Raw genomic sequence first — 26439 nt, 5'->3', positions numbered from 1 at the left:
GGCGCGTGTCGTGCGGAAACGCGATGCTTCAGCAAACCATGAATCGATTCATTCTGATCGCGGGCAGCCTGCTCGCGGGACTGGGCGTGGCCCTCGGGGCCTTCGGGGCTCACGGTCTGCGCAACGTGCTCGGCGCCGCAGAACTCGGATGGTGGAGCACTGCCGTGCAATACCAGATGTGGCACGCGACCGGGCTCCTCGCGCTCGGCGCCTGGCGGTTGCCGAATACGGGCCCCGTGGCAGTCCTGCTCGTGCTCGGGACGCTCGTCTTTTCCGGCAGCCTGTACGTGATGGCGCTGAGCGGATGGCGCGTGCTGGGGATGATCACCCCGATAGGCGGCACGCTGCTGATCGCCGGCTGGCTGCTGCTCGCGTGGCGGGCGCTGCGCGGGTAGGTGACGCAGCGAGAGTGCGGGTCAGCGCAGGACGGGTCGGTTCGGCAACTCGTTCACCTGCCCGGTGCCGTCGTCGCCCGTATCCGTCGCGGGAAAGGCGGTGCGGAGTACCGCGCTGACGGCGTCGATCGCGCGCCCCAAGCCTTCCTCGTAGCGGCCGGCCCTGAATTCGGGCGTGGCCTCGGCGATCATGCGCTGCCACTCGGCGTCGCTCACGTTCCGCGCCACGGCACGGTCGGCCACGATCTCGATGCGGTGTTCGGCGAGTTGCAGGTAGATCAGGACGCCGTTGTTGAGTTCGGTGTCCCACACGCGCAGCTTTCCGAACTGCGTCACGGCGCGTTCCCGCACGACGGTGGCGATCGGGGCCCCCTTGAGGTGGCGCCACAGATAGCTCAGCGGAAGACTGGCCTCGACGCACAGGCAGATCTCGCCGGTGTGCTGCCGTTCGCTTTCGCGCACGCGCGCCTCGAGGCGCAGCAGTGCGTCCTGCCCGACCGCCCGTCGGGCATCGCCGGCATCCAGCCAAAGGTGGCGGACGAGACGGGCGAGGGCGCTCATCGACATCCCCCGGTTGCCGGATTCATCTTCGCTACCATCGCCCGGACGCGCCTCCACCGCCGAAACTTCCACCGCCGCCCGAGCCGAAACCGCCGCCGCCGAAGCCGCCTCGTCCTCCGCCGCCCCAGATGATCGGTCCGCCGGGACCGCCGCGGCCACCGCGCCCGCCACCGCCGGTGCCGAGCACGAAGACGAACACGATGGCGAGGACGGCGACGATGATGCCCAGCACGAAGCTGCCGAGCAGGAATTTCGCGAGGAGGCCGAAGACGCCGCCAGTTGCCAGGGCGCCGAGCTTGCGGCCCAGGACCGCGACGAGCATGCCGCCGACGATGGGCACGCCGAACATGAGGAAGACGGCGACGTCCTGCAGCGAACCGAATCCGCGCGAGTCGCGGGTGTCGGGCTCGGGCAGGGCCAGGTTTTCGCCGCGGATGCGTGCCATCAGCGCATCCACGCCGGCGTCGATACCGGCGGCGAACCGGCCTTCGCGGAAGGCGGGCGTGATGGCGCGGTCGATGATGTGGAAGGCGGCCAGGTCGGGCACCGCGCCTTCGAGCGCGCGCGCGACCTCGATGCGCACGCGCCGGTCTTCCTTCGCGACGACCAGCAGGAGGCCGTCGCCGACGTCGCGCCGGCCGATCTTCCAGTCCGCCGCGACGCGATAGGCGAAGGCGGCGATGTCCTCGGGCGCCGTCGTCGGCACGACCAGGACGACAAGCTGGCTGCCGCGCTCGGTTTCGAATCGGGCCAGCTTGTCTTCGAGCGCCTGCCGCTCGGCGGACGACAGGGTTCCCGTCTGGTCGATGACGCGTGCCGTCAGCTGGGGAACCGGAATCAGTTCCTGCGCGCCTGCCGCGCCCGGCCACAGCAGCAGCGCAAGGACGCACATCGCCAGGCGCAGGGCGTAATCCAGCGCAAGCATGGGACGGGCGACGATCGGCATCGGGGCAGGGGGACTGACGGCTTCAGCGCTTGGGCGCGCCACCGCCGAATTCCACTGCCGGGGGCCGCGAGATCTCCTGCTCGTTCGCGACGGTGAATCCGACCTTGGGCGCGTAGCTGAACACCATCGCGGTCAGGTTCGTCGGAAAGCTGCGGGCGAGGACGTTGTATTCCTGCACGGTCTTGATGTAGCCGTTGCGCGCGACGGTGATGCGGTTCTCGGTGCCTTCGAGCTGCACGCGCAGATCCTGGAAGGCCTGGTTGGCCTTCAGGTTCGGGTAGTTCTCGGCAACGACGAGCAGGCGCGACAGCGCGCTGCCCAACTGGCCCTGTGCCTGCTGGAAGCGTTCCATCGCCTGCGGGTCGGCGAGCATTTCGGGGGTGAGCTGGATCGAGGTCGCTTTCGCCCGTGCCTCGATCACTCGTGTCAGCGTTTCCTGTTCGAAGTTCGCCTCGCCCTTGACGGTCGCGACGAGGTTGGGAATCAGGTCGGCGCGCCGCTGATACTGGTTCAGCACCTCGGCCCAGGCAGCCTTGCTTTGCTCGTCAAGGCGCTGGAAATCGTTGTAGCCGCAGCCGGCGGTGCTCAGCGCAGCCACAACAGCGGTGGCCGAAGCAAGGCGGCGCAAGAAGGATCTCGACACGTCACACTCCCAGGATCAGGTCAGCCGCATCAGGCGGGTCAATGAGTCGCGCGCAGCCTATGACTGCCGCGACACCCGATATGCGGGAGTGATGATAACCCGCCGCGCGCCGATTGCGACGACGGCGGCAACACAGTGCGCAGCGGGAGGCGGCCTATCCGCTCAGTCGTCGTGCTTCTTGTCCGGTCCGTGGGGCATCACGGTATCGATGGAGATCACGTTGCTGCCGCCCATCCAGGGCAATGTCGGCACGCGCACGCGCATCGACAACCTCGTCGCCTCCGTCCCCGGCTCGTCTTCCGAGCGGCAGAAGGGAATGACCGTCGATTCGATCTTGGGAACCCACGGGAGCTCCGCATGCCGGCGCTCCGGGCGTGGCGACCGGGCGCGCCCGGAAGCGCGCGCCGGTGCACTCTCCGGGCCGTGCTGTCCGAGCCACGTTGCCCAGGACTGCATCCACAGGTTGACCCATGGCATCCCCATCCAGGCCGCCGTTACGTCGGCAAACGGCCATGTCGCGCGCGATTCGTCGGGTGCAGGCTCGACCGGCGGCGCATGCGCCGACTCGTGAGCTATGGCTTTCTTTGGCATGATCGGCTCCTCGGCTTCAAGGCTGGTCATTCCCTGTATAGAGCACCTTGCCGACAGACCGCAAGAGCCGGCCGCACATTCACCACTCCTATTTGGGTTGAGGAACGATGCGCAGGTAGGGCTTGGGAGCCTTCCAGCCGTCCGGGAAGCGGGTCTTCGCCTCGGCGTCGGAAACCGACGGCACGATGATCACGTCCTCACCCGCCTTCCAGTTGACCGGCGTGGCCACCTTGTACCTGGCCGTGAGCTGGATCGAGTCCAGCACGCGCAGGACTTCATCGAAGTTGCGGCCGGTGCTCATCGGGTAGGTGAGCATCAGCTTGATCTTCTTGTCCGGCCCGACCACGAACACCGAACGCACCGTCAGGTTGTCCTGCGCCGTGCGGTCCTGGGCGCTGCCGCTGGCGTTGGGGTGGATCATGTCGTAGAGCTTGGCCACCTTGAGCTCCGGGTCGCCGATCAGCGGGTAATTGACGCGGTGCCCCTGCGTCTCCTCGATGTCCTTCGACCAGCGGTCGTGGTCGCTGATGCTGTCAACGCTCAGGCCGATGATCTTGGTGTTGCGCTTATCGAATTCCTCCTTGAGTCCCGCCATATAGCCCAACTCCGTGGTGCAGACGGGGGTGAAGTCCTTCGGATGCGAGAACAGGATCGCCCACCCGTCCCCGATCCACTCGTGAAACCGGATCGTTCCCTGGGTCGTTTCCGCCGTGAAGTCCGGTGCATCGTCGCCCAATCGCAGTGCCATGTCACACCTCCATGCATTCGTTGCTCCCTGCGCTTCCCCTTGCCCTGTCATCCGTCCTCGCCGGCCCAGAGTCCGGTCGACACGTAGCGCTCACCGGTGTCGGGCAGCACCGTCGCGATGCAGCGCAAGCCGTCCTCGGCCGCCGCCCGGCATGCGACATGCACCAGCGCGCCGGCCGACGGGCCGACGAACAGGCCGGTTTTCGCGAGTTTCCGGCACATCGGGATCGCGTCTTCCATGCGCACGGGCAGCCGACGGTCGATCAGGCTCTCGTCGAGGATCGCCGGCACCATGTCGCCCGGATGACCGAGCGGCTTGAGGCCCTCGATGCCGGGGAATTCGTCGGGGATCGCCGCGATCACGATCGTTGCCGGATGGACTTCCTTGAGCCGGCGCGCGACGCCCGTGAGCGTGCCGCCGGTGCCGATGCCGGCAACGAACGCATCCGGCGGCTTCCCGGTGCTCTCCACGACGCCCCGCAGCAGCTCCGGGCCGGTGGTGTCGTAATGTGCGCGCCAGTTCTCCGGGTTCGAATACTGGTCGCAGTACCAGTAGCGCTCGGGGTGAACGCGCGCGAGGCGGCGCGCCTCGGCTACCGCAAAGTCGTAGCCTTCCAGCGGATCGGTGAGGATCAGTTCGGCGCCGCTGGCGCGGATGCGGTCGAGGCGTTCGCGGCTGGCATTGCCCGGCACGACCAGCGTGACCGGTATGCCCAGCGCCGCGCCGTACAGGGCATACGAGATTCCCGCATTGCCGGACGACGAATCGAGCAGCCGCCGTCCGCCGTCGAGGCGGCCGGTCTGAATGGCCTTCATCAACATGCGCACGACCGGCCGGTCCTTGATCGAACCGCCGGGATTCACCCCTTCGAGGGTGGCGAACACGCGGCAAGTCGGCGCCAGCTCGCGAGCGGCGTGGATTTCGACCAGCGGGACGTGTCCGACGCCGGAGAGCAGGGCGGATTCGCGGATCGGGATCGCTGCCATGACCGTCTTCCGTTGCGGCACGCTTACGCGGCCGTCGCGCAGAACGCTTCGTAGTCGACGTAGCCCGGGAACGCGCGCCCTTCGGCGCACAGCGCGCAGTCGGGATTCGCGGCGAGGCGGTATTCGTCGAAGCGTGCACGCAGGGCGTCGTAATGCAGCAGTCGCCCGACCAGCGGGTCGCCGAGATCGAGCAGCAGCTTGATTGTCTCGACCGCTTCGAGGAGCCCGACGACGCCGGGCAGCACGCCGAGCACGCCTGCGTCGGCGCACGAAGGCGCGAATTCGGCGGGGGGCGGCTCAGGATAGAGGCAGCGATAGCACGGGCCGCGGCGCGCCGGATAACGCGGCCAGAACACCGTCACCTGGCCTTCGAAGCGGTACACCGAGCCGTGTACGCAAGGGATCTGCAGGCGCACGCAGGCGTCGTTGACGAGGTAGCGGGTGGGGAAGTTGTCCGAGCCGTCGACGACGACGTCGTAGCCTTCGAGGATGCGTTCGACGTTGGCCGAAGTCAGGCGCTCGGCGTAGGTCGCGACATTCACGGACGGGTTGAGGCCCTGCAGCGTGCGGCGCGCAGAGTCGACCTTGGGCTGGCCGATGCGCTCGTCGTTGTGCAGGATCTGCCGCTGCAGGTTGGAACGATCGACGACGTCGTGGTCGACAATGCCCAGCGTGCCGACTCCGGCCGCAGCGAGGTACAGGGCCGCCGGCGACCCGAGACCACCGGCGCCGATCAGCAGCACGCGGCTGTCCAGCAGGCGCCGCTGTCCGGCTTCCCCGATTTCCGGCATCGTCAGGTGCCGCGCATAGCGTTCGCGCGCGTGTGGATCGAGGCCGCGCGGGGTCTCGAAGGGCAGGCCTTCGGCCTTCCAGCGCGAGAAGCCGCCCGCCACGGACGCGACCTTGCGATAGCCGAGCCGCTGCAAGTCCTCGGCCGCAAACAGCGAGCGGACACCACCGCCGCACATCACCAGCAGCGGCCGGTCCGTATCGGGAATGGCTTCCTCCACGCGCAGTTCGAGGAAGCCGCGACCGAGGCGGAATGCGCCGCGGGGACTGCCTTGGGCGATCTCGTCCGCCTCGCGCACGTCGATCAGCGCGGCGCCTTGCGCCTGCTGGGCGAACGCTTCGCGCGGACCGATCTCGGGCACGCTCGCCTTCAATTCGGCGATCCGCCGCTCGCGTGCGCCACCAGCACCGCCCGCGACCGCGGGAACGATCGCAAGCACGGCGCCGTCATGGGGCAGGGCGGCCGCAAGCCCGCCCAGATCGCGCACGTTGTCCGCGCCAAGGTAGACATTCACGAAGGGGCGCAGCGAGCCATCCGCCGCACACACGCGCGGCAGTAGTCCTTCGTGGCGACGGGCGAGGGCCTGCAGCGCATCGCCGACCGTGGCGGCCTCGACCTCGACTTCGTCGGCGCCACCGGTATAGGAACGCAACGGCGTCGGAATGCGAACGATGACGTGGCTCATGACAGCACCTCCTCTTCGCCGAACGTTTCGCCCTCCAGCCGCCACGATCGCAACTCGGTGGCGACGCCGGCATTGACCGAGACGATCGGATAGGACCAGCCCGCCCACGCGAATTCGCGATCCGTATCCGACGGCCGGGGCGGATGGTCGGGATGGGAATGCCACACGCCGACCAACTGCAGTCCATCGGCGGCGGCCGCGTATTCGGCGTCGAGATAATCCTGCGGCTCGATCAGGAAACGGTCCGCGGTGCGCTCCGGGTGCACGTTGCGGGCGGGATGGACGGCGCACACGGTCACGGCACCGGCGTCCTGCCGTCCCAGCAGGAGACCGCACACCTCGTCGGGGTAGCCCGTCTGCGCCGCAGCAAGGATGGTGTCGCGCAGCGGGGGTGGCAGTCGCAAGGTCGTCATGGAAGAGCCCCTCGTCACAAATTTCAATAGTCGACTAAATCCGTCTACTTTTGAATGCGATCGGGCGGCCGGAGTTCGCGCCCGCGGCGCGGACGAAGCAAATTTCTATCCGATGCTCGTTACTAGGCGTCGCGCGTTGCAGCCGGCCAGCCGTGATCTATACATGAATCATGGACGGCTCCGCCGGACGGGATGCGCAGCAGGATGCCAATAATGAAGAGAAAAAGATGGCTGTGGCCGGGGCTGATCCTTGTCGGATTCGCCGTCGGCGGCCAGTCCGACGGGCGCGGACAATTTGGCCAGCGCCAAGTCGTCGGCTTGCCGCCGGGTTTTGACGCCGGCGCGCCCGCCCAACCCTATGCCGGACCGCATCCTTCGCGCCTCGAACGGCCGGCCGAAACCTTCCGCTTTCCGATCATGCTCGGTCAGGTCGGCCCGAGCGAGCCGCTGTTTGCCGGCCCGAACCAATATCCCTTCATCTGCGACACCGCAAACTCGGGCCTGGGGGTTCCGCTTGCGGACAATTCGGAGGGGATAGGGACGCCGGTCGATTCCAGCGACGACACCACGGACGGAAGGCGCAAGGCTGCGGCCTTCAGCAAGGATTGCCTGGCACCGACGAAAGCCTGGTACTTCTACAAACCGGTGGGCGAGAAGCATTTTGCGCGCTGGAACGTCGAGTCGGAGGACGTCGACACGATCACAATCAATGGTGCCCGCATACCCTTCATCGTGCGTGTCGAGATGGGCACGATCAACCGCTTCATCTACCTCATCGCGGTCCTCAAGGGCGCGCGCGAGCTCATCGACGCTCCCGCCGCCGATCGCTGGAACCGTCGCCTGATCTACCAGTTCTACGGTGGGGTTGGAATCGGTCATCGACAGGGCAGGGCGAGCGTGAAGGCGGTTCTCGATGATCGCCGCGAACAGCTTGCGCAGGGCTACGCGGTCGTCGCGTCGACGGGAACGACGAGCCGGAACCACTTCGACATCTGGCTCGCGGAAGACACCGCACTGCGCGTCAAGCGGCAGTTCGTCGCGCTGTACGGCGAGCCCGACTACACGGTCGGCGTGGGCGCCTCGGGGGGCGCGATCCAGCAATATCTCCTCGCGCAGAACCGCCCCGGCCTGATCGACGCGGCGATCGCCCAGTATTCGTATCCGGACATGATCACGCAGACGATCCCGGTGTTCGACTGCGAACTGCTCGAGTATTACTTCGACGTCACCGACGGCAACAACCGCGCCTGGCGCAAGGCCGAACACCGGCGCTGGATCGAAGGCTTCAATGCCAGCAATCGCCATGAAAGTTCGGGCGGTCTGATGAAGATCGAGGTCACGACCCGCGTGGCCTTCATGATGCGCGGCGAATCGGTGCCCGAACGTAAAGGCGACACGGAATGCGTGGTGGGCTGGCGCGGGCTCACGCCGCTCGTCCTGAATCCGCGGTTCGCGCATTTCGAATCGCATCTGACGCGCGACGTGTTCAAGCAAGTACGCTGGAGCTACTTCGAGGATCTGAAGCGTTTCTTCGGCACCGACGCGAAGGGCTACGCGCGCATTCCGTGGGACAACGTCGGCGTGCAATACGGCCTCGGGGCGCTGCAGAACAAGCGGATCAGCCCGAAGCAGTTCCTGCAGCTGAATGCCCGCGTCGGCAGCTGGAAGCCGCCTGCAGACATGCAGCGCGAGCATTACTGGCTGATCGACGGCGGCGAGAGCGAGCTGAGCGCCTTTTCACCCTGGAGCGCTCACAACATCAACCTGAGCCCCGATCGAGCTCGTCCGGCGCCGCGCTTCGCGGGCGACCTCGAAGCGATCGCAGCTGCGTATCGTTCAGGCCAGGTCTTCCTCGGTCGCATCGACATTCCGGTCATCGACGAGCGCCTGTACCTCGAAGCCGAACTGGACATGCACCACACGGCGGCATCGTTTTCCGCACGGGCGCGGATGATCGAAGCCCAGGGCGATGCGGGCAATCAGGCGATCTGGATGAGCGACAAGGCCTACGACCCGACCCCCCGGGCTTTCGCCGCGATCGATCAGTGGCTGCGCGCGAAACGTGCGCGTCCCGAGCTGTCGTGGGCGGAAGTTCGCCCGGGGACGGCCGGCGACCGCTGTTTCGACGCTCGCGGCCGGATCATGTTCAAGGGCGACGGGGTCTGGGACGGCAACTGGAACCAGCGTCCCGCAGGCGCCTGCATGCGGGCGTATCCGATCTACAGCAGCTCGCGCATGGTTGCCGGCGACGGGATTACCGGCGACCGCTTCAAGTGCGCCTTGCAGACGGTGTCGGCCGCGCTCGACGGTGGCGTGTATGAGCCGGTGGACATGAGGCCGTACAAGGCACAACTCGAACAGATCTTTCCCGACGGCGTGTGCGACTATCGCCAGCCCGACCAAGGACGTCCGCTGGACCTGGCGGGCGGCGACGAGGTCAAGGGAGCTCATTAGGGGCAACGAAGATCGGTCCGGATCGAGTGTGTTGAAGCGATCCCCGATCTATCTGAAACCGCCATAATTGGTATTATGTCAACTACGAAACTGACCGCGTGTTTTCGCAACGCCAGATAATCGGATCAGCGGGCAATGATAATATATGGACCATATACAAACCGTACATGGGTGACCTTGTGGGAATCGTCAAGATCTCGGAGCAGATGCATGAAGCCCTGCGCCGGACCAGCGGCGCGCTCAGCCGCTCCATCAACAGCCAGGCGGAACATTGGCTGCGCGTCGGCATGCTCGCGGAACTCAATCCGACCCTGCGCTACAGCGAAATCTGCCAGATTCTGATCCAGGAAGAAGAGACGCACGGCGCGCTCGAAGCGCCCTCCCCGCTGACGAACCTGAGCAAGGTGGCCTGATGGCGAAGAAACAGCAGGTCCCGATCCGCTCCCAGGCCGAGATCGACATGGCACGCCGCGCCGGCGCGCTGGCCGCCGACGTCCTGCGCATGATCGGAGAACACGTCCGACCCGGCGTCACCACCGACGACCTCGACCGCATCTGTCATGATTACATCGTCAACGTGCAGCAGGCCGTACCGGCGAACATCGGCTATCACGGCTACCCGAAGACGATCTGCGCCTCGGCCAACCACGTCGTCTGCCACGGCATCCCGTCCGCGAAGCGCCTGAACAGCGGCGACATCGTCAACATCGACGTCGCCGTCATCAAGGACGGCTGGTTCGGCGACAGCAGCCGCATGTACTTCGTCGGCAAGCCCGGCGTCCTTGCCCGACGCCTCGTGCGGACAACCTACGAAGCCATGCGTGCCGGCATCCTCGCCGTCCGCCCCGGCGCCACGCTCGGCGACATCGGTCACGCCATCCAGACCGTCGCCCACCGCGAAGGCTTCACCGTCGTCCGCGAGTATTGCGGCCACGGCATCGGCGATGTGTACCACGACGAACCGCAAGTCCTCCACTACGGCCGTCCCGGCGCCGGCCTGACGCTCGAACCCGGCATGGTGTTCACGATCGAGCCCATGATCAACGCCGGCCGGCCCGAAACCCGCGAACTGGGTGACGGCTGGACCGTCGTCACCAGGGACCATTCGCTGTCGGCGCAGTGGGAGCATATGGTGGCCGTGACGGCGGACGGGTTCGAGATCCTTACGCCCTGGCCGGAGGGGTATGGGGAATATCCGCCTATCGAAGCACGCGCTCCGGAGCCGTCACAGGCTCTTTGAGTGACTGCTCCTGGAGGCGGCGCGGGCGCCCGCTCTCTCCAGGAGCAATCACCGCTTACGGCGTCTCGCGCACGAACACGATGTCCTGCCGGTTATGGGTGTCGAGGAACAAGCCGTTCTCGTTTTGCGGGAAAACCACCGGCAGACCGAGGTTGTTGCTCCTCGTGAATGCGGCGACGAAATCGCTGCCGGCGCGGGCGAGCCCGACGTAGTCGCCGGGGAAGAAGCCGCGCGTGCCGGTGATCACCATCTGACGCATGTCGAATGAGCTGGCCGTCAGCGGGCGCTCGCCGAGAAAGTCCAGTTCCGGCGTGAACAGCGACAGGAACACGTCGGTGCTCAACGGTGCATCGCCGAGCACGTCGTTGCGGAAATCGTAGAAGAGCACGCCCACGGTGCCTTGCTCGTTGACCGCAACGATCGGCAGGAACGCCTGGACCTCATCCGACGTGCCCTGATTGACGCGCACCGGCGCCGACCAGGTCAGGCCACCGTCGTTGGAGCTCGCGACGAAGACGCCAACGAGCCCCGCGCCGTTGGCGTTGCGGTCTTGCCACGCGATATAGAGCCGGCCGGTACCAGGATTGACCGCGATGCTCGGCAATCCGCTCGCGTCGCGCACCGGAATGTCACGCTCGGTATCGACCGCCGACGCGCTCTCGAACGGCGCGACCCGCGTATCCAGGCGTGTCCAGTGCCGCCCCTGATCGGTCGAGCGCAGGATCGCCTGCTCGTTGGTTACCTCCCCGGTGGCGTCGTCCAACAGTATCCGGAAGAACGCGTTTATCAGGGTTCCATCGGGAAGAACGACGATCTGCGCGCCTTGGCGGAAGATGGTCTTCTCGGAACTCCCGACCCCCGAGCCCATCGTCGCGATCGGCGCCGGATTGGACCAGGTGAGCCCGCCGTTCGTGGAGCGCGCGAACACGAGCGACGTGATCCCGGTGCGGAACAAGGTCCAGGTCGCATAGACGAGCCGCTCGTCGAATGGGTCGGCGGTGAGACTGTTCTTGTCGTGGAACAGCGAACGCAACACCGGATCCTGTGCCGGCATGCGCGCGATCGCCACTGGTGCGGACCAGGTATTACCGCCGTCGGTCGAACGCGCGGTGACCATTGCGTTCTCGTTGACAGACTTGTCGGTGACCAGCGCCATGTAATGTGCCGTACCGGTCGGGCCGAAGCTGATCCACGGATCCGAGCCGCGCTCGTAATCGCCCGCAGAGCGCCGCGTCGCACCGGAACAGCGCGTAAACGGGATCACCACCTGCGTCCATGACACGCCGCCGTCGGTCGTGTAAGCCGCGCCCAGGCTTTGCGCGCCGCCGGAGCTCCAGCGGTCCTGGTGCCACCCGGCGATCATGTTCTCCGGGTTGAGCGGATTGACCGCGAGGTGCGGCTCGCTCTCGCTATTGCGATAGAGAACACCCAGCTGCGGCGCTCCGTTGCACTGTGTCACCGCGAGCGGATCGCTCGGATCGCCGCCGTCCGGGTTCGAGCTCACGTCGCTGATCGGCGTCTGTGCGTGCGTGGCGCCGGCTGCGAGTACCGTCATGCCGAGTACTGCCGCCCGCAGGATTGCCAATCTCGTCGAGCGTGATTGCGTGTGAACCATGATCGCACTCCTTTCTGTAGGGAGACCGGAGCAGGCATGGTGCGCGCGCGGCAAAAACAGCGTCGCCTGCGTCACGCCGCCTGCATTTGCGGCCTGACTGGACTGTCGGTCCATGGAAGCCCCCGAAAGCCGAGCTACCCTGATAGGGGTAGTGGTCTCGTCTTTGGGCGGGGGTGTTGGGGGCAAACGATTGCAATGCACCAAATGCTGATGGCACCATTCTGGATAGATGCCATTCCGGGCCTGGTCAACCCGAGTGCATCTTGTTGACGTCGTTGTAGTCGCCGACCGCCTCCTGGATGACTTCCCTTGCGATGGCTGTTTCCTGCTCCGTCAGGGTCTCCGCCACCAGCACCACTTGGCCGCTCACGATCGCATCGTGGACCAGTTCCGAAAGCGGCCCGTGCTTGTCGCCGGGGCCGGCCGCGGCACCGGCCGCGGCGCCGATGAGGCCGCCGAGACCGGCGCCCCAGCCAAGCATCGCGAGGGGACCGATCAAGGGGCTGGCGATAAACAGGCTCGTGCTTCCCGCCACCAAGGCCACTTGCGCGAGTGCGCCGATGCCGGTGCCCACTGCGGTTCCGATGGCACCGTCGACGAGTACGTCCTTCAATACCGCATTGCTGTCTGATTGTGGCTCGGGGACCGGTGGGGCCGAGTCGGCGTCGAAGATGTGCAGCCGTTCCCGCGGCAGCCCCCGCTCGATGAGGCTGGATAAGGCGCCATCGGCTTCGGCACGGAGGGCAAAAAAACCCGATACGTGGTGGCGATATTTATCCATGTCAATTCTCCTTGGGAGGATCCAAGCATGACGAAATTTAAGTTTATGCTGAGTGCACTGACGGGTCTGTACGCTGTCGCACCGATGCGGTGGGCTGAAACTCAGGCTTTGATGGGACCTTCCGCCCAGCCAATTTTCCCTTGTTCCAGGGGTCCCGATGCCCGCGAATTCAGAAGAACCAAGATGGTCAGCAAGAACACAATTTGTCTCTGGTACGACGGCAACGCGTTGGACGCCGCGACGTTCTACGTCGAGACGTTCCCGGACAGCGCGGTAGTTGCTGTCCATCGCGCGCCTGGCGACTATCCCGCGGGCAAGCAGGGCGATGTCCTGACGGTCGAGTTCACGGTGATGGGCATCCCTTGCCTCGGCCTGAACGGCGGCCCGGCGTTCAAACACAACGAGGCTTTCTCGTTCCAGGTGGCGACCGACGACCAGGCCGAAACGGACCGCTTGTGGAACGCGATTGTCGGAAACGGCGGTCAGGAAAGCGAATGCGGCTGGTGCAAGGACAAGTGGGGACTGTCGTGGCAGATCACGCCGCGCGCCCTGACTGCCGCGATCACCGATCCTGATCCGGCGGCGGCCAAGCGCGCGTTCGAAGCCATGATGGGGATGGAAAAGATCGACATCGCCGCGATCGAAGCGGCTCGCCGCGGCTGACACTCCCCTACCCGGCCCTGCTCCCGTCGCCGTGGCAAGCGGTCATGCGCGCCCGGAAGGTACATCTACCTTGCTTGTCAGTCGCAGGCGTCTACGCTGAACAGATATGAGCTACGGCTGGTTCATACCGCCCACACGCGGTTGGTGTGATATTTCAGTTATTGAGACCCATGACGCGCCTTGTGGGTACGACATAGCTCAATCCTTGCCTGTTTTGCGCCCGAATTGCGCCCGTCCGTGGAGACGTAGCGGCTGCAATCGCTAACCGTGCCTGACCTTCGCGGCAAACGGGTTCCCCAGCATACACAGCATGTTCCGGCACACACGTCGAAATTGACTTTCGCAGTGCGTCAGGCGCGGGCCGAGGAGAAAGGCATGGACCGGTTACAACGGGCAGAGATCGAGGCGTTCAAAGCGCTCTTCCAGGGCGATGTGCTTCTCCCTGACGACGCGGGTTACGACGAGGTGCGCCAGATCTGGAACGCCATGACGGACCGCAGGCCCGGGCTGATCGCCCGCTGCACGTCGCCAGAAGATGTCGTTCAGGCCGTCAAGCTCGCGCGCAAGCACATGCTGCTCGTTTCGATCCGAGGGGGCGGGCACAACATCGCGGGCAATGCCGTCTGCGACGACGGCCTCATGATCGACCTCTCGCTGATGAAGAAGATCCATGTGGACCGGAACGCGCGCCGCGCGAGCGTCGAGCCGGGCTGCACCCTCGCCGACTTCGACGCGGCCGCGCAGGCGCATGGCCTCGCCACGCCGCTGGGCATCAACTCGACCACCGGCGTCGCCGGCCTGACGCTCGGCGGCGGCTTCGGCTGGCTGAGCCGAAAGTACGGCATGACCATCGACAACCTGCTCTCCGCACACGTCGTCACGGCGGATGGCGGCCAAGTGCACGCCAGCGAAACCGAAAACGCCGACCTCTTCTGGGGGCTGCGAGGTGGCGGTGGGAACTTCGGTATTGTCACGAGCTTCGAGTTCCAGCTCCATCCCGTCGGGCCGGACGTGCTGAGCGGGCTCATCGTATTCCCGTTCGATCAGGCGAAATCAGTGCTTACGCAGTTCGCCCGCTTCACCGAAACGATGCCGGACGACCTCACCGTCTGGATGGTCACGCGCAAGGCGCCCCCGCTTCCCTTCCTGCCCGAAGACGTCCACGGGAAAGAGATCGTCGCGCTCGCACTATGCTACGCAGGCGACCCCGTTGAGGGCGAGAAGCTGATCGAGCCGCTGCGCGGGTTCGGTACCGCGCACGGGGAGCATGTCGGCGTGCAGCCCTATACCGCCTGGCAGCAGGCCTTCGATCCGCTCCTGACGCGGGGCGCGCGCAACTATTGGAAATCGCATAATTTCTCCCGCCTCAGCGAAGGCGCGATCGATGCAGTCATCGAGTACGCGGGGAAGCTGCCGTCGCCGCAGTGCGAGATTTTCGTCGGCACGATCGGTGGCCGCACCGCCCGCGTGGCGCCCGACGCAATGGCCTACTCGAGCCGGGACGCCAACTACGTGATGAACGTGCACGGCCGCTGGGAGTCGGCCGCCGAGGACGAACGCTGCATCGCCTGGGCACGCGAATTCTTCGCCAAGTCACAGCCCTTCGCCAGCGGCGGGGCGTACATCAACTTCCTCACCCAAGACGAAACCGACCGTATCGCGTTCGCCTACGGTGCGACATACAACCGCTTGGTGGAGATCAAGAAGAAATACGATCCGACCAACCTCTTCCGGATGAACCAGAACATCAAGCCGGACTGAGAGAAGGTCATGCGCCGAACAACGGCGCGGACGCCCGATCAGCGATGATCATCGCGTGCTTTCGGCTACCGCCGCGTCGAGGATTTCAACGCCCTGTCGAAGGTTGGCCGGCATTCAGAACAGCCACGGGATGAAGCGTCGGGTGCCGCGCATGTAGTCGACATAGGCCTGGCCGAAATAGGCGATGCATTCCTTTTCGTCGGCCAGCGCGGTCAGCAGTACGCAGGCGCTGCCGAACAAGGCCAGTGCAAATGCCGGCCAATTCGCGGCGCGGAAGAACATGCCCCAGTCGAGCGCCAGGAGCGCGCTGTACATGGGGTGGCGGATCAGGCCGAAGATGCCGCCCGTAATGAGCGCGGTGGTCTTTTCCCAACCATAAAGGGAGCTGTCCTCGCGCCGCGCTGTGTCGCGTTTTCCCTGACGACGCAGGGCGATGAAGCCGAAGAGCAGCGGCAGCAGGCTGAGCTGCAGCAGGGTTTCGGAAATCAGCTGGTCGCCGACGGGCTCCCGGTTGAGAACGGTCAGCGCGAGGATCGTCTCCCACGCGAAGAAGCGGTAGAAGCCGTGGCTGCCGGGATTGCGCAGCGGCTTGCGCGACAGCCACAGCAGGCCAGCGGTGCCGGTGAGCATCAGCGGCAGGTTGGCGATCGGCAGGCTCATGGGCTCTCCGGTGAAACGACTGAATTTCCGGCCTTACTGGCGGACGGCGCGGAAAACGAGGACTGCGTTGCTGCCGCCGAAGGCGAAGGAATTCGACAGTGCCGCGCGCGGCGCCGCCCCTTGCCGCGCGACGGTCAGGTGGTCGACGCCGCTACAGGCGGAATCGAGATTGTCGGCAAGGTTGACGGTGGGCGGCAGGATGTCGTCGCGCAGCGCGAGCACGGAGGCGATCGCCTCGATGGCACCGGCGGCACCGAGCAGATGGCCGTGCATCGACTTGGTGGCGCTGACCGGGAGCGTTTTCGCGCGCTCGCCGAACACTGACTTCAGTGCCGCGATCTCCACCGGGTCGCCTTCCGCAGTGGCGGTGCCGTGGGCATTGATGTAGTCGATGTCGTCCGCGGCCAGCCCGGCATCGGCGAGCGCCGCCTGCAGCGCGCGGATCTGGCCGGCAGCCTCGGGACGCACGAGGTGGCTGTGGTCGCAGCTCGCGCCGTAGCCGACGATCTCGCCGTGGATGGTCGCGCCCCGGGCGAGGGCGTGATCCCGGTCCTCGAGGACCAGCGCGGCCCCGCCTTCGCCGAGCACGAGGCCGCGGCGGTCCGAGGCGAAGGGGCGGCAGGCGGCGGGCGAGGTTTCGGCGTCGCCGGGGGCCATGACGCGCAGGGCTTCCCAGGCGCGCGCGACGCCGTAGGCCTGCGGCACGTCGGAGCCGCCGGTGACCATGATCGTCGCCTCGCCCGAGCGGACGCGCCGGAAAGCCTCGCCGATCGCAACGGCCGAGGACGCGCAGGCGACGGTGTGGCTGGTGCTGACGCCGCCCAGACCCAGCTGGATCGAGATGTGGGCGTTGGCGGCGTTGTTCATGCCGAGCAGCACCGAGAGCGGCGACAGGCGTTCGCGGCCGCGCTGCCACAGTTCGCGGTAGCCCTTTTCATAGGCGAGGGTGCCGCCGAGTGCGGTGCCCCAGGACACGCCCCAGTCGTCGCGCGATTCGTCACTTGCAGCACGTGCGAGGCCGGCAGCGTCCCATGCGTCGAAGGCGGCCGCCATGCCTAGCTGGGCGAAGCGGTCCATCATCGCGGCCAGCGGCTTGCCGAGCGCGGCATCGGCATCGAAGGCCGGACACGCGACGAAGGGGATCGACAAGGGCCGCGGCTGGTCGTCGGTGAGCAGGTGGCGGATCGCCGATTCGCCTGCGCACAACCGGGTGAAGAAATCGGCGAGATCGCCGCCGTAGGGGCTGACCAGCCCGAGGCCTGTAATCGCAACCCGACGCCGGACCATGACTCAGCTCGCGTTCGCTGTGGTGATCAGGCCATCCATGGCGGCCACCATGTCGCCCACACTGTTCGGATTTTCGAGCTCGTTCGGGATCTTGATCCCGAAGCGGTCCTCGAACGCGAACATCAGTTCGAGCATCATCAGCGAGTCGACGCCGAGGTCGACCAAGAGCGCGTCTGAAACCACCTTTTCGGACGCAACGCCGAGGCGCTCGTCGAGAAATTCGCGAATAAGTGCAATTGAATTCATAGGGCGCGAATTTTATATGAAATCAAATGTTTCACCATAGATTCGTCGGTCATTTCCGGTGTGTTCGCCGATGTTTGATACTATCCGGCGGCCATGCCGACACACTCCGCCCTGCCGCTGGTCGCGCCCCCCCGCCTCGCCTGGTTCCGCCAGCTGGCTGTCCGTTTCGCCATTCTCTGGCCGCTGAAGGCGGCGGGAACGATGACCTTCATGGCGCTGTTCTTCTGGGGATACTTCACGGTTCTCCGCCAGCCGCTGACGGTGCCGACGATGATGCCCCGCCTCGTCGTCGATGAATGGATTCCCTTCTCCGCCGCCGCGTTTCCGGTCTACGCCAGCTTGTGGGTGTATGTGTCGCTGCCACCCGCCTTCATTGGCAGCCTGCGCCCCCTGCTCTGGTTCGGCGCGTGGATCTCGGCGATGTGCCTGTTCTGCCTCGGCATTTACTGGCTGCTTCCGACCTCGGTGCCGTCGGCGGGCATCGACTGGTCGGCGTACCCGCAGCTGGCCGCGATCAAGAACGTGGACGCCGCCGGCAACGCCTGTCCGTCGCTGCATGTCGCCTCGTCGGTATTCACGGCGTTGTGGCTCGAGCGCATCGCCCGCTCGGTGAAGGCGCCTGCGGCGCTGCGCTGGGGAAACGCCCTGCTCTGCGCGGCCATCCTGTGGTCGACGATCGCCACTCGCCAACATGTCGTGCTCGATGTCATCGCCGGCGTCGTCGTCGGCCTGGCCTTCGCGTTGCCGTCGCTGCGGCATGTGGCGCGGATGGCGCCGAGAGAGCTCTGAGGCTGCGGCGGGAACGGCGCGGCGCTTAGGGATCGCGCGTTTCCGCCGAGGCGAGCGATCCAGGCCTGCGAGCCGCTAACCGGCGAGTCCCTGGCAGTAGGCACGCGTGACCGGATGGCCGGGCGTGGTGAACATGTGCTCGGTCTGCCCGCTCTCGACCACGCAGCCGCAGCCGTTCTCCATCCAGCACACGGCAACCGAGTCGGCGAGGCGTCGCGCCTGCGCGAGGTTGTGGGTGACCATCAGCATCGTGTAGCGCCCCTTCAGATCGAGGATGAGGCGTTCGACCGAGGCGGTCGCGATCGGGTCGAGGGCGCTGCATGGTTCGTCGAGCAACAGCACCTCCGGGGCAAGGACGATCGCCCGCGCAACGCACAGCCTTTGCTGCTGGCCACCCGAGAGCGTGAGCGCGGACTGGTCGAGGCGCCCCGCGACTTCGCCCCAGAGCCCCACGTCGCGCAGCGCGCGTTCGACCATCGGCTCGCGCACCTCGCGCTGCCCGATGCCATGCTCGCGCAAGGGGAAGTGCAGATTGTCGGCGATCGACAGGGGGAAGGGATTCGGCTGCTGGAAGACCATGCCGACACGTCGCCGCAGGAGCGGCAGGGACACCCCCTGCCCCGTCACGGAGACGCCGTCGATGCGGATATCGCCGCTCACACGGCAGCCGGGAATCATGTCCGCCATGCGGTTGACGGCGGCCAGCAGGCTGCTCTTGCCGCAACCGCTGGGGCCGACCAGCGCCATCAGTTCGCCTGCCGCGACATCGAGGCTGGCGTGCTGCACGGCCGGACGGCCGCCGTAGGACACGGAGACGTCGTCGAGTTCGAGCACCGGCGGGGCCGTCCTGTCGCAGATCATGTTGAAGCTCCTTTCGCGATCCGCCCCACGCCGGCGGCCAGCGCCTGGATGCCGATGGCCAGCACCATCAGGACCAGCGCGGTCGCCGCGGCGTTGGTGCTGCCCCCCGACACGTTCATCGCGAGGTCGTAGATGTGCACGGCCAGCGTGCGGCCGGAATCGAACCAGCTCCCGGGCCAGCGCGTGACGTAACCGGCAGTGAAAAGCAGCACGGCCGTCTCGGCGAGCGCGCGGCCGGAGGCGAGCACCACACCCAGCGCAATGCCCGGCGCCGCCGTCGGGAGCAGGATGCGACGCACGAAGCCCCAGCGCGACAGCGCCAGCGCCGCCGCCGCCTGGCGGTAGCCGGTGGGGCACTGGCGCAGCGACTGCTCGGCGGCGCGGATGAAGAGCGGCAGGACCATGCAGGCGAGCGTCAGTCCGCCCGAGAGGATGGAGAAACCGAGCCCCAGCTCCACTGCAAAGAAGCGGTTGCCGAACAGGCCGAAAACGATCGAGGGTACCCCGCCGAGGATGTCCAGCACGAGTTGCAGGCTGCGTTCGAGCCGGCTGCCCGCCCGTACGTGCTCGACGAGAAACAGGGCGCACCCCAGCCCCAGCGGCAGCACGACGCCCAGGCATACCGCGAGCACCCACAGCGTCGATACCAGCACGGAACCGATGCCACCGGCGCGTCCCGCATCGGCCGGCGCGCTCAACAGGAAGTCCGCCGTCAGGGCCGGCAGCCCGTCGACGAGCAATTCGCCGATCAGCAGCACGGGCACCGACAAGGTGAGGACGGCGAGCAGGCCCATCCAGCGGCCGTGCAGGCGATCGGAACGGCTGGCGTGATCCAGCGTATCAAGGTGCATCGCCACGCCCCTTCCCGATGTACCCCTCCCCCAGACGCCTGGTCATGGCGCGCGCGCCGAGCATGATCAGCGTCACCAGCACGAACAGCAGCCATCCGCTAGCGAACAGCGCGGTCCGATGCGCGCCGCTGGCGTAGGCCATTTCGAGCGCGATGTTCGCGGTGAGGGTGCGAATCGGCGTGCTGATCGCATCGGGCAGTTGCACCACGTTGCCCGCCACCATCAGCACGGCCATCGTCTCGCCCAGGGCCCGCCCGAGTTGCAGCAGCACTGCGGGTAGCAGCTGCGGAGCGGCCGTCGGCAGGAGCACGCGGCGCACCGTTCCGCTGACCGAAGCGCCGAGCGCCATGGCCGCGGCGAGGTGCCGGCGCCGCGCCTCGTCGAGCGCCAGGTCGGCCTGCAGCACGAGGATGGGCAGGACCATCAGCGCGAGCACCAGCGCGGCGGCGAGCAGGCTCGCCCCGGGCGGCGCCCAGCGGTTGAGCAGCGGAACCAGCACCACCAGCCCCCAGAACCCATACACCACCGACGGGATGCTCGCCAGAAGCCCCATCGCACCGCGGTACAGGCCGCCTACCCACGGCGGCGCGAAGAAGCGCCCCCACACCGCGAGCACCAGGCCCGGCGGCACCGCGATCAGCAGCGCCAGCAGGCTTACCGCGACGGAGCCGAGCAGCATCGCGACGAGGCCGTAGGCGCCGGCCGACGGCTGCCAGTGCAGCTGCCACAGCCCCGTGTCCGCGAACAGCAGCGAGGCGCTGGCGAGCGTCAGATACAGCAGGATCAGCGCGAGGATCGCCGCGACGGCGCCCGCACTGAAGGCGAGCGCGCGAAAGAGGGCCCGGTCAGCGGCCGGCGAGCGGAACGAAGTACTGGCCGGTGACAAGATCGTGCACCTCGGGCGAAGTCGCGAACGCGATGAACTCGCGCGCGATGCGACCCGGTTCGCCGCGCTGAACGAGGTTCAAGGGCCGCGAGAGCGGGAAATCCCCTCGCGCCACGTGCGCGGTCGTGGCGTCGACGCCATCGAGCGGCAGCAGGCGGATCGGCGTGCCGCGGCGTGCCTCGAATTCGGCCGTGCCGACCGACACGTAGCCGATCGCCTGCGGGTTGCCCGCGATGGTCTTGATCCCCTGCTGGTTGTCGCCGATCACCACATCGGCGCGGATCGCGGGGGACTCGAGCTTGAAGTGGCTCAGGAAGAGCTCCAGCGTCGAGCGTCCTTCGGCCTTGTTGACCACCGTGATCGGCGCATCCGGTCCGCCCACTTCCTGCCAGTTGCGCACCTTCCCCGTGTAGATCGCGACGATCTGCCCGCCGCTCAGCGCCCCGATGGGGTTGTCGCGATGCACGATCATCGCGATGCCGTCGTGCGCGATCGTCGTCGCCGCGAGATCGCCCTCCTCCGGTTTGAGCGCCCGCGACACCATGCCCAACTGGGCAAGCCCCTGGCGCACGTCGGCGATGCCGCGCGACGAGCCGCCCGCCTGCACGTCGATCTTGACGCCGGGGTGCGCGGACTCGAAGGCCTGGGCGATGACCGTGACCAGCGGAGCGATGGTGCTCGATCCGGTGATCACCAAGCGATCGCCGGCGTCGCGCGAGCAGCCGGAGAGGGCCAGCGCCGCCATCGTGACGATCCCGGCGAGCCGCGCGGCTCGCTTCAGGCCATCGCGGATGCCCCTCAGCAGCATGCGCCCTCCGCACCGGCCGTGTTTTCGCGGTCGAAGGGGATCTGGCTGCCGCAGCCGTCGAACAGCCCGAAGTGCCGCTCGAAGCTGCCGACGAACTCGAAATGCTCGCGGAAGCGCGTTTCGTTGAGCATGCGCCAGGTGTTGCCGCACACGGGAAAGACGCGCCCGGCTTCGATGTCGTGGTGTTTGTCGAGGCGGAAACGCTGCGCCATCGTCGGCACCGTGCCGCGATAGATCACCGCCTGTCCGTAGTCCTCGCACTGCGGTTCGAGGCCCTCGAGCTTGAACAGCCGGTAGGTGGCCGAGTGGAAGCCGATGCCGGCCGCCCGCTCGGCGAGCGCGGGATCGGTGATCGCGATGGGCCGGTCCTCGACGAGACGCGGATCGCCGAAGCCGTGGCGTTTTGCGAGCGCGATGAAGTCGCCCCAGTAGAGCGCACCGCCGAGGCATTCGCCGTAGAGCAAGGGATCATTGCGTACCTGCGCCGGCACGCGGCGGTCGGCGTAGATGTCGGAGAAGTAGAACTCGCCGCCGGGTTTGAGCAGGCGGAAGACCTCGCGCAGCACGGCGTCCTTGTCGGGCGAGAGGTTGACGACGCAGTTCGACACGACGACGTCGAAGCTCGCCTCGGGCAGCCCCAGTTCGTCGAGATGCTCGATGTAGCCGAGCATGAAGCCGACGTTGTCCTGCGCGTATCCGAAGGCCTCGCGATGGTAGTCGCGGTGGCGCAGCGCCACGTCGAGCTGCTCCTCGGTCATGTCTACGCCGACGACCCGTCCGCGTTCGCCGACCAGCTGCGACAGGACATAGACGTCGCGCCCCGATCCGCTACCCAGATCCAGCACGCGACACCCCTCCAGCAGGGGCGGACAGACCAGCCCGCAGCCGTAGTAGCGCGACAGCACCTCGGGGTGCACGCGAGCGAGCAGCGGCTTGAGCCACGCCGGCACCTGGCTCGCATCGCAGCACGCAGTGGTGCGCAAGTCTTCGCTCGTCTGCAGAGCCTTGCCGTAATAATCCTTGACGATGTCATGCATGCGTTATCACTCCGGGAGTATCGAAATCAGTCGGATCCTGGCGGACGGCCATCAGGCCGCGCACTTCGCCGCCTCGGTCTGGCCGTCCGCGAGCGCGCCGCCGCAACTCGACCCCTGGCCTGCCGTGCAGCCATAACAGTGATCGGCCACGCGGATCGCTCCACCCGCGAGGTCTGCCGCGGTGGCATCGCGGATATGCAGGCGGGGGTGGGCCGCCCCGGCGATCGGCATCTCGAGCTGCTGGTTGAAGTCGCAGTCGTAGAGGTAGCCCTGCCAGTCGACGCTGACGAGGCTGCGGCACATCACGGCGGAGAGGTTCTCCGGCCGGTGCGCGCCGCGCAGGGTGTGCATGTAGTCGTGGAACTGTCCCCTGGACACCAGCATGCTGCCGAAACGCTTGATCGGCATGTTGGCGAGGGTGAAGAGCCGGTTGAAGCGGATGCCGTAGTCGCTGCCGAGACGTTCGCGATAAGCGCGTTCGAGCGCGGCCTGCGCCGGCGGCAGCACCGGCCCCTGGGGGTTGTAGACGAGGTCGAGCATCAGACCGCTGCCTTCCCGGCCGTACCCCAGCGCGTTGAGCATCTGCAGCCCGCGGATGCTTGCACCGAACACCCCCCTGCCCCGCTGCCGGTCGACGTTGTCCTCGAGGTAGCACGGCAGGGAGGCGACCACCTCCACGCCCTGCTCCGCCAGGAAACGCGCCAGATCCGCGTAGCCCGGCTCTTCCAGGATCGTCAGGTTGCAGCGGTCGATGACGTGCAGTCCGCGCACGCGGGCGGCCCGCACGAGGCGGCGGAAATTCGCATTCATCTCGGGCGCGCCGCCAGTCAGGTCGAGCGTCTGCACCGTCGGGCTCCCGTCGAGGAAGCCGATCACCGCGTTGGCCGTCTCTTCCGTCATCTCCTCGCGGCGATTGGGCCCCGCATTCACGTGGCAATGCACGCAGCTCTGGTTGCAGCGGTAGCCGAGATTCACCTGCAGGGTCTCGACCGTCCCGCGCCGCAGCTTCGGGAAATCGGTGGCGGCGAGCAGTGGAAACGTCGGGTGCATGCGGTGCTCCTTGTGCAAGTCGTGTTGGCGGTTTTCATGAATAGTCGGACGGGACGGCCAATCCTTACACGGTTCCGGCGCATCCAGCCGATTCGTGCGAGCCGGAGCTCCGTGTGGCCGAACGGGACGGGCGCCGGTCCCGCCCGGCCGCGGCCCCGTTCGCCAGGTCGCGAAAGCGGGGGATCAACCCGGTACGTTCTTCATGAAGTTCTCCAGTGAATGGGCCGCGGTCGCAACGCCGTCAGACGTCCACCTCGACACGGGGAAAATCGATCTCGGTGCCCGCGACGTGGTTCGTGTAGTTGGTGATCACGTTCAGAGCGACGTTGGCGATGATTTCCAGGATCAGCGCATCGGACAGCCCGTTTTCCCGCGCCAGCGCGGCGCCGCCGGCATCCAGACGGCCGCCGGCACGCACGAGTTGGCGCGTGAACGAGGCGATTGCCGCATCTCGCGGCGTACTCGCCGTTCCCGCGCGGGCCAGGCGGATTTCCTCGTCGCTCAGGCCTGTGGCCTTACCGATGAGGCTGTGCGCGCTAAGGCAATAGCCGCAAGCGTTTGCCTGCGCCGTCGCCAGCGCGACGATCTCCCGCTGCCGCGCACTGAGTTCCCCGGCGCCGAGCGTTTCGGAGAGTTGCAGGTAGCCCTGCAACGCCGCGGGCGAATTGGCGAGCGTCGCGATGATGTTGGGTATGCCGCCCAGCTTGGCCTTGACCGCGTTGAGGGTCGCGGCGGTCGGCTGGTCGGCGTCGGAAAGCTTCAGGGGATGGATCGCGGGCATGGTGTTCTCCGTTCATGCGTTGCGTGCGGAAGTGCACGGTGCATAGAATGGGCGTTGGAGCGATACGATTGGATTGCGATAGTCTTGTTTTAGATACGCAGCGTATCGCTCAGCGGTGAGCCCTGGTGCGCGCCAGGACGTTCCCGCCCGGGGAACCTGCCGACTCGAGAACCTGTCGGAGTCGAGGTCGATTGGCATGGATGACCGGGCTCCGGTACGATCCCTGCGCTGTCTCCGGACCAAGAACAATCCATGACTCGGGCTTTTCGCAGGTTTATTGCCAGGCTGGGAATCGCGGCGCTGCTGTTCATGCAGCTCGCGGTGGCGGCCTACGCCTGTCCGGGCGTGGCGGATTCTTCCCGCTCGCCCATGGTCATGGACAGTGCGGTGGAGACGATGCCGACAGGCGATTGCGCAATGCTCGACCAGTCCGCCCCCACGCTGTGCGATCAACACTGCCAGCAGGACGGTCAGGCGGCCGGACATGCCTCTCCGCCCATGTTCGCCGCGGATCTGCCGCTCCTCGTGGTCCTGCCGGTCGTGCAAGCGTGTCCGCCCCCGGTGGCGTTCGACGTTTCCCGCGAGTTCCTCACGCACGCGACTGCGCCCCCTCCAGCCATAGGCTTCGGCGCGTTCCGATCCTAGCCTCCCGAGCGTCTTCTTCCGTCCGTAGCGCATGCCGCGGGCGGCGGTCCGATTTGCTCCGGAGGTTTTCATGCTTGTTTCGAACAAGACGCGGAATCGCCGCGTCCTCGCGCACGCCCGACTGATCGGTGCAGCGCTTGCTGCAATCCTTGTTCCCCTTTCCGCGGCGCCGGCCGAGCCGGCCCGTTCCCTGAGCTTCGCGGCAGCTTTCGTGCCGCCGGGGGGCTTCGCGACGCACAAGTTTTTCAACCACAACGCAAGGAGATGCAAAATGAAGCAAACCGCAATGGCCACCCTGACGATCGTCCTGACGCTCGGTGCAGGTTCAGCGCTTGCTCAGCCGAAGATGGGCGGCATGAATGACATGGGCATGAGCAGGATGGACGAAATGAAAGGAATGGGCATGGACATGGGCGGCCAGAAGACCATGCCCGGCGCCCAAGCCGCGCACACGGGGCGCGGTGTCGTGAAGAAGCTCGACGCCAAGGCCGGCAGCGTGACCTTCGATCACGAGCCGGTGAAGAGCCTCGACTGGCCGGCGATGACCATGAGCTTCACCGTACGCGACAAGGCGCTCCTCGACAAACTCTCCGTAGGCAAGAAGGTCGAGTTCGAGTTTGTTCAGGACGGCAAGAGGTATGTCGTGACCGGCGTGAAATGACCGGCGGGCCGAGCGGACCGCCTTGGCGCGAACTGCGGCAGGGCCGGGACATCCGGGACGCGTCACGCCCCGGTGTGGCGCGTCGGCTGCCATCGCCATAAAGCTGCGCTGCCCCCGGGGCAGCGCGCTAGACCGTGTTTCGTTCCATCTCGCCCCCCGCCGCAGTGCCGAGCTTCGTGCCGTTTTGCAGCGATGCGATCAGCGGACACGAAACGTTTGCCGTGTGTGCATGGCAGGCGCGCACCAGCCCGGACAGTACCGCCTCCATACGCATCAGATCGGCCAGCTTGGCGCGTACGTCCCGGAGCTTGAGCTCGGCCAGGCGGCTGGCTTCGTCGCAGTGGGCGCCGTCCTCCAGCCGCAGCAGCTCGGCGATCTCATCCAGGCTGAACCCCAGGCGCTGGGCCGATTTCACGAATCTCACCCGTGCCACGTCCGCCTGTCCATAGCGGCGGATGCGGCCATACGGCCGTTCCGGTTGGGGTAGCAGGCCCTTGAGCTGATAGAAGCGGATCGTCTCGACGTTCACTTCGGCCGCCCTGGCGAAGGCCCCGATGGTCAGAGTCTCTCGAGCGTTCTCCATGGTGCTTGACTCCGTAGTGGAC

Annotated in this window: 30 protein-coding genes; 9 read left to right on the top strand and 21 right to left on the bottom strand. The window is 66.6% G+C overall.

Annotated features, from left to right (window positions below; all coding sequences use genetic code 11):
- The first annotated feature begins 38 nt into the window (after positions 1-38).
- On the top strand, positions 39-395 hold the full coding sequence (locus tag BW991_RS03340; protein WP_076600986.1) for a DUF423 domain-containing protein: 357 nt from the start codon (positions 39-41) through the stop codon (positions 393-395).
- A gap of 21 nt (positions 396-416) precedes the next feature.
- Here the strand turns inward: BW991_RS03340 and BW991_RS03335 are convergent, their stop codons facing one another.
- From BW991_RS03335 to BW991_RS03300, 8 genes are all read right to left on the bottom strand, one after another.
- On the bottom strand, positions 417-956 hold the full coding sequence (locus BW991_RS03335) for a TPM domain-containing protein (protein WP_076600985.1): 540 nt from the start codon (positions 954-956) through the stop codon (positions 417-419).
- 31 nt (positions 957-987) lie between these two features.
- Positions 988-1944 (bottom strand): TPM domain-containing protein, encoded by a 957-nt coding sequence (locus BW991_RS03330; RefSeq protein ID WP_425290201.1) that lies wholly within the window; start codon positions 1942-1944, stop codon positions 988-990.
- Entirely contained in the window at positions 1925-2545 is a 621-nt protein-coding gene (locus BW991_RS03325; RefSeq protein ID WP_076600673.1) for a LemA family protein, read from the bottom strand. The genes BW991_RS03330 and BW991_RS03325 overlap by 20 nt, the downstream gene beginning before the upstream one ends.
- Positions 2546-2707: 162 nt before the next feature.
- Positions 2708-3166, bottom strand: a complete 459-nt coding sequence (locus BW991_RS03320) for a hypothetical protein (RefSeq protein WP_076600672.1) — start codon at positions 3164-3166, stop codon at positions 2708-2710.
- A 58-nt stretch (positions 3167-3224) separates the two neighbouring features.
- On the bottom strand, positions 3225-3884 hold the full coding sequence (locus tag BW991_RS03315; RefSeq protein WP_076600671.1) for a peroxiredoxin: 660 nt from the start codon (positions 3882-3884) through the stop codon (positions 3225-3227).
- A gap of 47 nt (positions 3885-3931) precedes the next feature.
- Positions 3932-4870: a PLP-dependent cysteine synthase family protein gene (locus BW991_RS03310; protein WP_076600670.1), complete on the bottom strand. Its 939-nt coding sequence runs from the start codon at positions 4868-4870 to the stop codon at positions 3932-3934.
- A gap of 23 nt (positions 4871-4893) precedes the next feature.
- A complete protein-coding gene (gene moeB, locus BW991_RS03305) occupies positions 4894-6345 on the bottom strand; it encodes a molybdopterin-synthase adenylyltransferase MoeB (protein ID WP_076600669.1) in 1452 nt (483 codons plus the stop codon).
- Positions 6342-6758 (bottom strand): M67 family metallopeptidase, encoded by a 417-nt coding sequence (locus tag BW991_RS03300; protein WP_076600668.1) that lies wholly within the window; start codon positions 6756-6758, stop codon positions 6342-6344. Before BW991_RS03300 ends, moeB begins: the two co-directional genes overlap by 4 nt.
- 213 nt (positions 6759-6971) lie before the next feature.
- Here BW991_RS03300 and BW991_RS03295 point away from each other — a divergent pair, with 213 nt between their 5' ends.
- The 3 genes from BW991_RS03295 (at position 6972) to map (ending at position 10452) form a co-directional block, all read left to right on the top strand.
- Complete coding sequence (locus tag BW991_RS03295; RefSeq protein ID WP_244551594.1) at positions 6972-9212, top strand: DUF6351 family protein; 2241 nt, start codon at positions 6972-6974, stop codon at positions 9210-9212.
- Between the two features lie 179 nt (positions 9213-9391).
- Positions 9392-9625 carry a ParD-like family protein gene (locus BW991_RS03290; RefSeq protein WP_076600983.1) on the top strand — a complete coding sequence of 78 codons (234 nt, stop codon included), beginning with the start codon at positions 9392-9394 and terminating at the stop codon, positions 9623-9625.
- Positions 9625-10452, top strand: a complete 828-nt coding sequence (gene map / locus BW991_RS03285) for a type I methionyl aminopeptidase (protein ID WP_076600666.1) — start codon at positions 9625-9627, stop codon at positions 10450-10452. Before BW991_RS03290 ends, map begins: the two co-directional genes overlap by 1 nt.
- A gap of 55 nt (positions 10453-10507) precedes the next feature.
- On the opposite strand, the gene BW991_RS03280 is transcribed toward map, so the two are convergent.
- On the bottom strand, positions 10508-12181 hold the full coding sequence (locus tag BW991_RS03280) for a sialidase family protein (RefSeq protein ID WP_139335891.1): 1674 nt from the start codon (positions 12179-12181) through the stop codon (positions 10508-10510).
- A 133-nt stretch (positions 12182-12314) separates the two neighbouring features.
- Positions 12315-12848, bottom strand: a complete 534-nt coding sequence (locus tag BW991_RS03275; protein WP_076600664.1) for a hypothetical protein — start codon at positions 12846-12848, stop codon at positions 12315-12317.
- 183 nt (positions 12849-13031) lie between these two features.
- Between BW991_RS03275 and BW991_RS03270 the strand changes: the two genes are divergently transcribed.
- A complete protein-coding gene (locus BW991_RS03270; protein WP_076600663.1) occupies positions 13032-13511 on the top strand; it encodes a VOC family protein in 480 nt (159 codons plus the stop codon).
- 267 nt (positions 13512-13778) lie between these two features.
- Positions 13779-15272 (top strand): FAD-binding oxidoreductase, encoded by a 1494-nt coding sequence (locus BW991_RS03265; protein ID WP_244551593.1) that lies wholly within the window; start codon positions 13779-13781, stop codon positions 15270-15272.
- A 114-nt stretch (positions 15273-15386) separates the two neighbouring features.
- Here the strand turns inward: BW991_RS03265 and BW991_RS03260 are convergent, their stop codons facing one another.
- From BW991_RS03260 to BW991_RS03250, 3 genes are read right to left on the bottom strand one after another with little or no spacing between them, the layout of a single operon-like run.
- Positions 15387-15932 (bottom strand): methyltransferase family protein, encoded by a 546-nt coding sequence (locus tag BW991_RS03260; RefSeq protein WP_076600661.1) that lies wholly within the window; start codon positions 15930-15932, stop codon positions 15387-15389.
- A gap of 33 nt (positions 15933-15965) precedes the next feature.
- Complete coding sequence (locus BW991_RS03255; RefSeq protein WP_076600660.1) at positions 15966-17219, bottom strand: beta-ketoacyl-[acyl-carrier-protein] synthase family protein; 1254 nt, start codon at positions 17217-17219, stop codon at positions 15966-15968.
- Between the two features lie 3 nt (positions 17220-17222).
- Positions 17223-17465, bottom strand: a complete 243-nt coding sequence (locus tag BW991_RS03250; protein ID WP_076600659.1) for an acyl carrier protein — start codon at positions 17463-17465, stop codon at positions 17223-17225.
- A gap of 93 nt (positions 17466-17558) precedes the next feature.
- Between BW991_RS03250 and BW991_RS03245 the strand changes: the two genes are divergently transcribed.
- Positions 17559-18254 carry a phosphatase PAP2 family protein gene (locus BW991_RS03245; RefSeq protein ID WP_076600658.1) on the top strand — a complete coding sequence of 232 codons (696 nt, stop codon included), beginning with the start codon at positions 17559-17561 and terminating at the stop codon, positions 18252-18254.
- A gap of 75 nt (positions 18255-18329) precedes the next feature.
- On the opposite strand, the gene BW991_RS03240 is transcribed toward BW991_RS03245, so the two are convergent.
- The 7 genes from BW991_RS03240 to BW991_RS03210 all read right to left on the bottom strand — a co-directional run bounded on the left by BW991_RS03240 (position 18330) and on the right by BW991_RS03210 (position 24528).
- On the bottom strand, positions 18330-19115 hold the full coding sequence (locus BW991_RS03240; RefSeq protein ID WP_076600657.1) for a phosphate ABC transporter ATP-binding protein: 786 nt from the start codon (positions 19113-19115) through the stop codon (positions 18330-18332).
- Positions 19112-19966 carry a phosphate ABC transporter permease PstA gene (pstA, locus tag BW991_RS03235; RefSeq protein WP_170879037.1) on the bottom strand — a complete coding sequence of 285 codons (855 nt, stop codon included), beginning with the start codon at positions 19964-19966 and terminating at the stop codon, positions 19112-19114. The genes BW991_RS03240 and pstA overlap by 4 nt, the downstream gene beginning before the upstream one ends.
- Positions 19956-20852 (bottom strand): PstC family ABC transporter permease, encoded by an 897-nt coding sequence (locus BW991_RS03230; RefSeq protein WP_076600656.1) that lies wholly within the window; start codon positions 20850-20852, stop codon positions 19956-19958. The genes pstA and BW991_RS03230 overlap by 11 nt, the downstream gene beginning before the upstream one ends.
- Positions 20812-21660: a phosphate ABC transporter substrate-binding protein gene (locus tag BW991_RS03225; protein WP_170879036.1), complete on the bottom strand. Its 849-nt coding sequence runs from the start codon at positions 21658-21660 to the stop codon at positions 20812-20814. The genes BW991_RS03230 and BW991_RS03225 overlap by 41 nt, the downstream gene beginning before the upstream one ends.
- Positions 21651-22697 (bottom strand): methyltransferase domain-containing protein, encoded by a 1047-nt coding sequence (locus tag BW991_RS03220; RefSeq protein WP_076600655.1) that lies wholly within the window; start codon positions 22695-22697, stop codon positions 21651-21653. Before BW991_RS03220 ends, BW991_RS03225 begins: the two co-directional genes overlap by 10 nt.
- A gap of 51 nt (positions 22698-22748) precedes the next feature.
- The gene (arsS, locus tag BW991_RS03215; RefSeq protein ID WP_076600654.1) at positions 22749-23747 is read right to left on the bottom strand and encodes an arsenosugar biosynthesis radical SAM (seleno)protein ArsS; all 999 of its coding nucleotides are present in this window, start codon (positions 23745-23747) and stop codon (positions 22749-22751) included.
- A 241-nt stretch (positions 23748-23988) separates the two neighbouring features.
- The gene (locus BW991_RS03210; RefSeq protein ID WP_076600653.1) at positions 23989-24528 is read right to left on the bottom strand and encodes a carboxymuconolactone decarboxylase family protein; all 540 of its coding nucleotides are present in this window, start codon (positions 24526-24528) and stop codon (positions 23989-23991) included.
- A 252-nt stretch (positions 24529-24780) separates the two neighbouring features.
- Between BW991_RS03210 and BW991_RS03205 the strand changes: the two genes are divergently transcribed.
- The gene (locus BW991_RS03205) at positions 24781-25173 is read left to right on the top strand and encodes a hypothetical protein (RefSeq protein WP_076600652.1); all 393 of its coding nucleotides are present in this window, start codon (positions 24781-24783) and stop codon (positions 25171-25173) included.
- A gap of 271 nt (positions 25174-25444) precedes the next feature.
- Positions 25445-25834, top strand: a complete 390-nt coding sequence (locus BW991_RS03200) for a copper-binding protein (protein WP_076600980.1) — start codon at positions 25445-25447, stop codon at positions 25832-25834.
- Between the two features lie 127 nt (positions 25835-25961).
- Here BW991_RS03200 and merR read toward each other — a convergent pair whose 3' ends face one another.
- Positions 25962-26417, bottom strand: a complete 456-nt coding sequence (gene merR, locus BW991_RS03195) for a mercury resistance transcriptional regulator MerR (RefSeq protein WP_076600651.1) — start codon at positions 26415-26417, stop codon at positions 25962-25964.
- Positions 26418-26439: the final 22 nt, after the last annotated feature.

It is taken from the genome of Aromatoleum tolulyticum, from assembly GCF_900156155.1.
GTDB classification, from domain to species: Bacteria; Pseudomonadota; Gammaproteobacteria; order Burkholderiales; family Rhodocyclaceae; genus Aromatoleum; species Aromatoleum tolulyticum.
Note: the sequence above shows the minus strand (reverse complement) of the source record. Positions and strands in the feature narration are given on the sequence as shown.

Bases quoted from the DNA above. Each gene is read 5' to 3' on its own strand.
- BW991_RS03340 (WP_076600986.1), top strand. From the start codon at position 39: ATGAATCGATTCATTCTGATCGCGGGCAGCCTGCTCGCGGGACTGGGC.
- BW991_RS03335 (WP_076600985.1), bottom strand. From the start codon at position 956: ATGAGCGCCCTCGCCCGTCTCGTCCGCCACCTTTGGCTGGATGCCGGC.
- BW991_RS03320 (WP_076600672.1), bottom strand. From the start codon at position 3,166: ATGACCAGCCTTGAAGCCGAGGAGCCGATCATGCCAAAGAAAGCCATA.
- BW991_RS03315 (WP_076600671.1), bottom strand. From the start codon at position 3,884: ATGGCACTGCGATTGGGCGACGATGCACCGGACTTCACGGCGGAAACG.
- BW991_RS03310 (WP_076600670.1), bottom strand. From the start codon at position 4,870: ATGGCAGCGATCCCGATCCGCGAATCCGCCCTGCTCTCCGGCGTCGGA.
- moeB (WP_076600669.1), bottom strand. From the start codon at position 6,345: ATGAGCCACGTCATCGTTCGCATTCCGACGCCGTTGCGTTCCTATACC.
- BW991_RS03300 (WP_076600668.1), bottom strand. From the start codon at position 6,758: ATGACGACCTTGCGACTGCCACCCCCGCTGCGCGACACCATCCTTGCT.
- BW991_RS03295 (WP_244551594.1), top strand. From the start codon at position 6,972: ATGAAGAGAAAAAGATGGCTGTGGCCGGGGCTGATCCTTGTCGGATTC.
- map (WP_076600666.1), top strand. From the start codon at position 9,625: ATGGCGAAGAAACAGCAGGTCCCGATCCGCTCCCAGGCCGAGATCGAC.
- BW991_RS03280 (WP_139335891.1), bottom strand. From the start codon at position 12,181: ATGGACCGACAGTCCAGTCAGGCCGCAAATGCAGGCGGCGTGACGCAG.
- BW991_RS03275 (WP_076600664.1), bottom strand. From the start codon at position 12,848: ATGGATAAATATCGCCACCACGTATCGGGTTTTTTTGCCCTCCGTGCC.
- BW991_RS03270 (WP_076600663.1), top strand. From the start codon at position 13,032: ATGGTCAGCAAGAACACAATTTGTCTCTGGTACGACGGCAACGCGTTG.
- BW991_RS03260 (WP_076600661.1), bottom strand. From the start codon at position 15,932: ATGAGCCTGCCGATCGCCAACCTGCCGCTGATGCTCACCGGCACCGCT.
- BW991_RS03255 (WP_076600660.1), bottom strand. From the start codon at position 17,219: ATGGTCCGGCGTCGGGTTGCGATTACAGGCCTCGGGCTGGTCAGCCCC.
- BW991_RS03250 (WP_076600659.1), bottom strand. From the start codon at position 17,465: ATGAATTCAATTGCACTTATTCGCGAATTTCTCGACGAGCGCCTCGGC.
- BW991_RS03245 (WP_076600658.1), top strand. From the start codon at position 17,559: ATGCCGACACACTCCGCCCTGCCGCTGGTCGCGCCCCCCCGCCTCGCC.
- BW991_RS03240 (WP_076600657.1), bottom strand. From the start codon at position 19,115: ATGATCTGCGACAGGACGGCCCCGCCGGTGCTCGAACTCGACGACGTC.
- pstA (WP_170879037.1), bottom strand. From the start codon at position 19,966: ATGCACCTTGATACGCTGGATCACGCCAGCCGTTCCGATCGCCTGCAC.
- BW991_RS03225 (WP_170879036.1), bottom strand. From the start codon at position 21,660: ATGCTGCTGAGGGGCATCCGCGATGGCCTGAAGCGAGCCGCGCGGCTC.
- BW991_RS03220 (WP_076600655.1), bottom strand. From the start codon at position 22,697: ATGCATGACATCGTCAAGGATTATTACGGCAAGGCTCTGCAGACGAGC.
- arsS (WP_076600654.1), bottom strand. From the start codon at position 23,747: ATGCACCCGACGTTTCCACTGCTCGCCGCCACCGATTTCCCGAAGCTG.
- BW991_RS03210 (WP_076600653.1), bottom strand. From the start codon at position 24,528: ATGCCCGCGATCCATCCCCTGAAGCTTTCCGACGCCGACCAGCCGACC.
- BW991_RS03205 (WP_076600652.1), top strand. From the start codon at position 24,781: ATGACTCGGGCTTTTCGCAGGTTTATTGCCAGGCTGGGAATCGCGGCG.
- BW991_RS03200 (WP_076600980.1), top strand. From the start codon at position 25,445: ATGAAGCAAACCGCAATGGCCACCCTGACGATCGTCCTGACGCTCGGT.
- merR (WP_076600651.1), bottom strand. From the start codon at position 26,417: ATGGAGAACGCTCGAGAGACTCTGACCATCGGGGCCTTCGCCAGGGCG.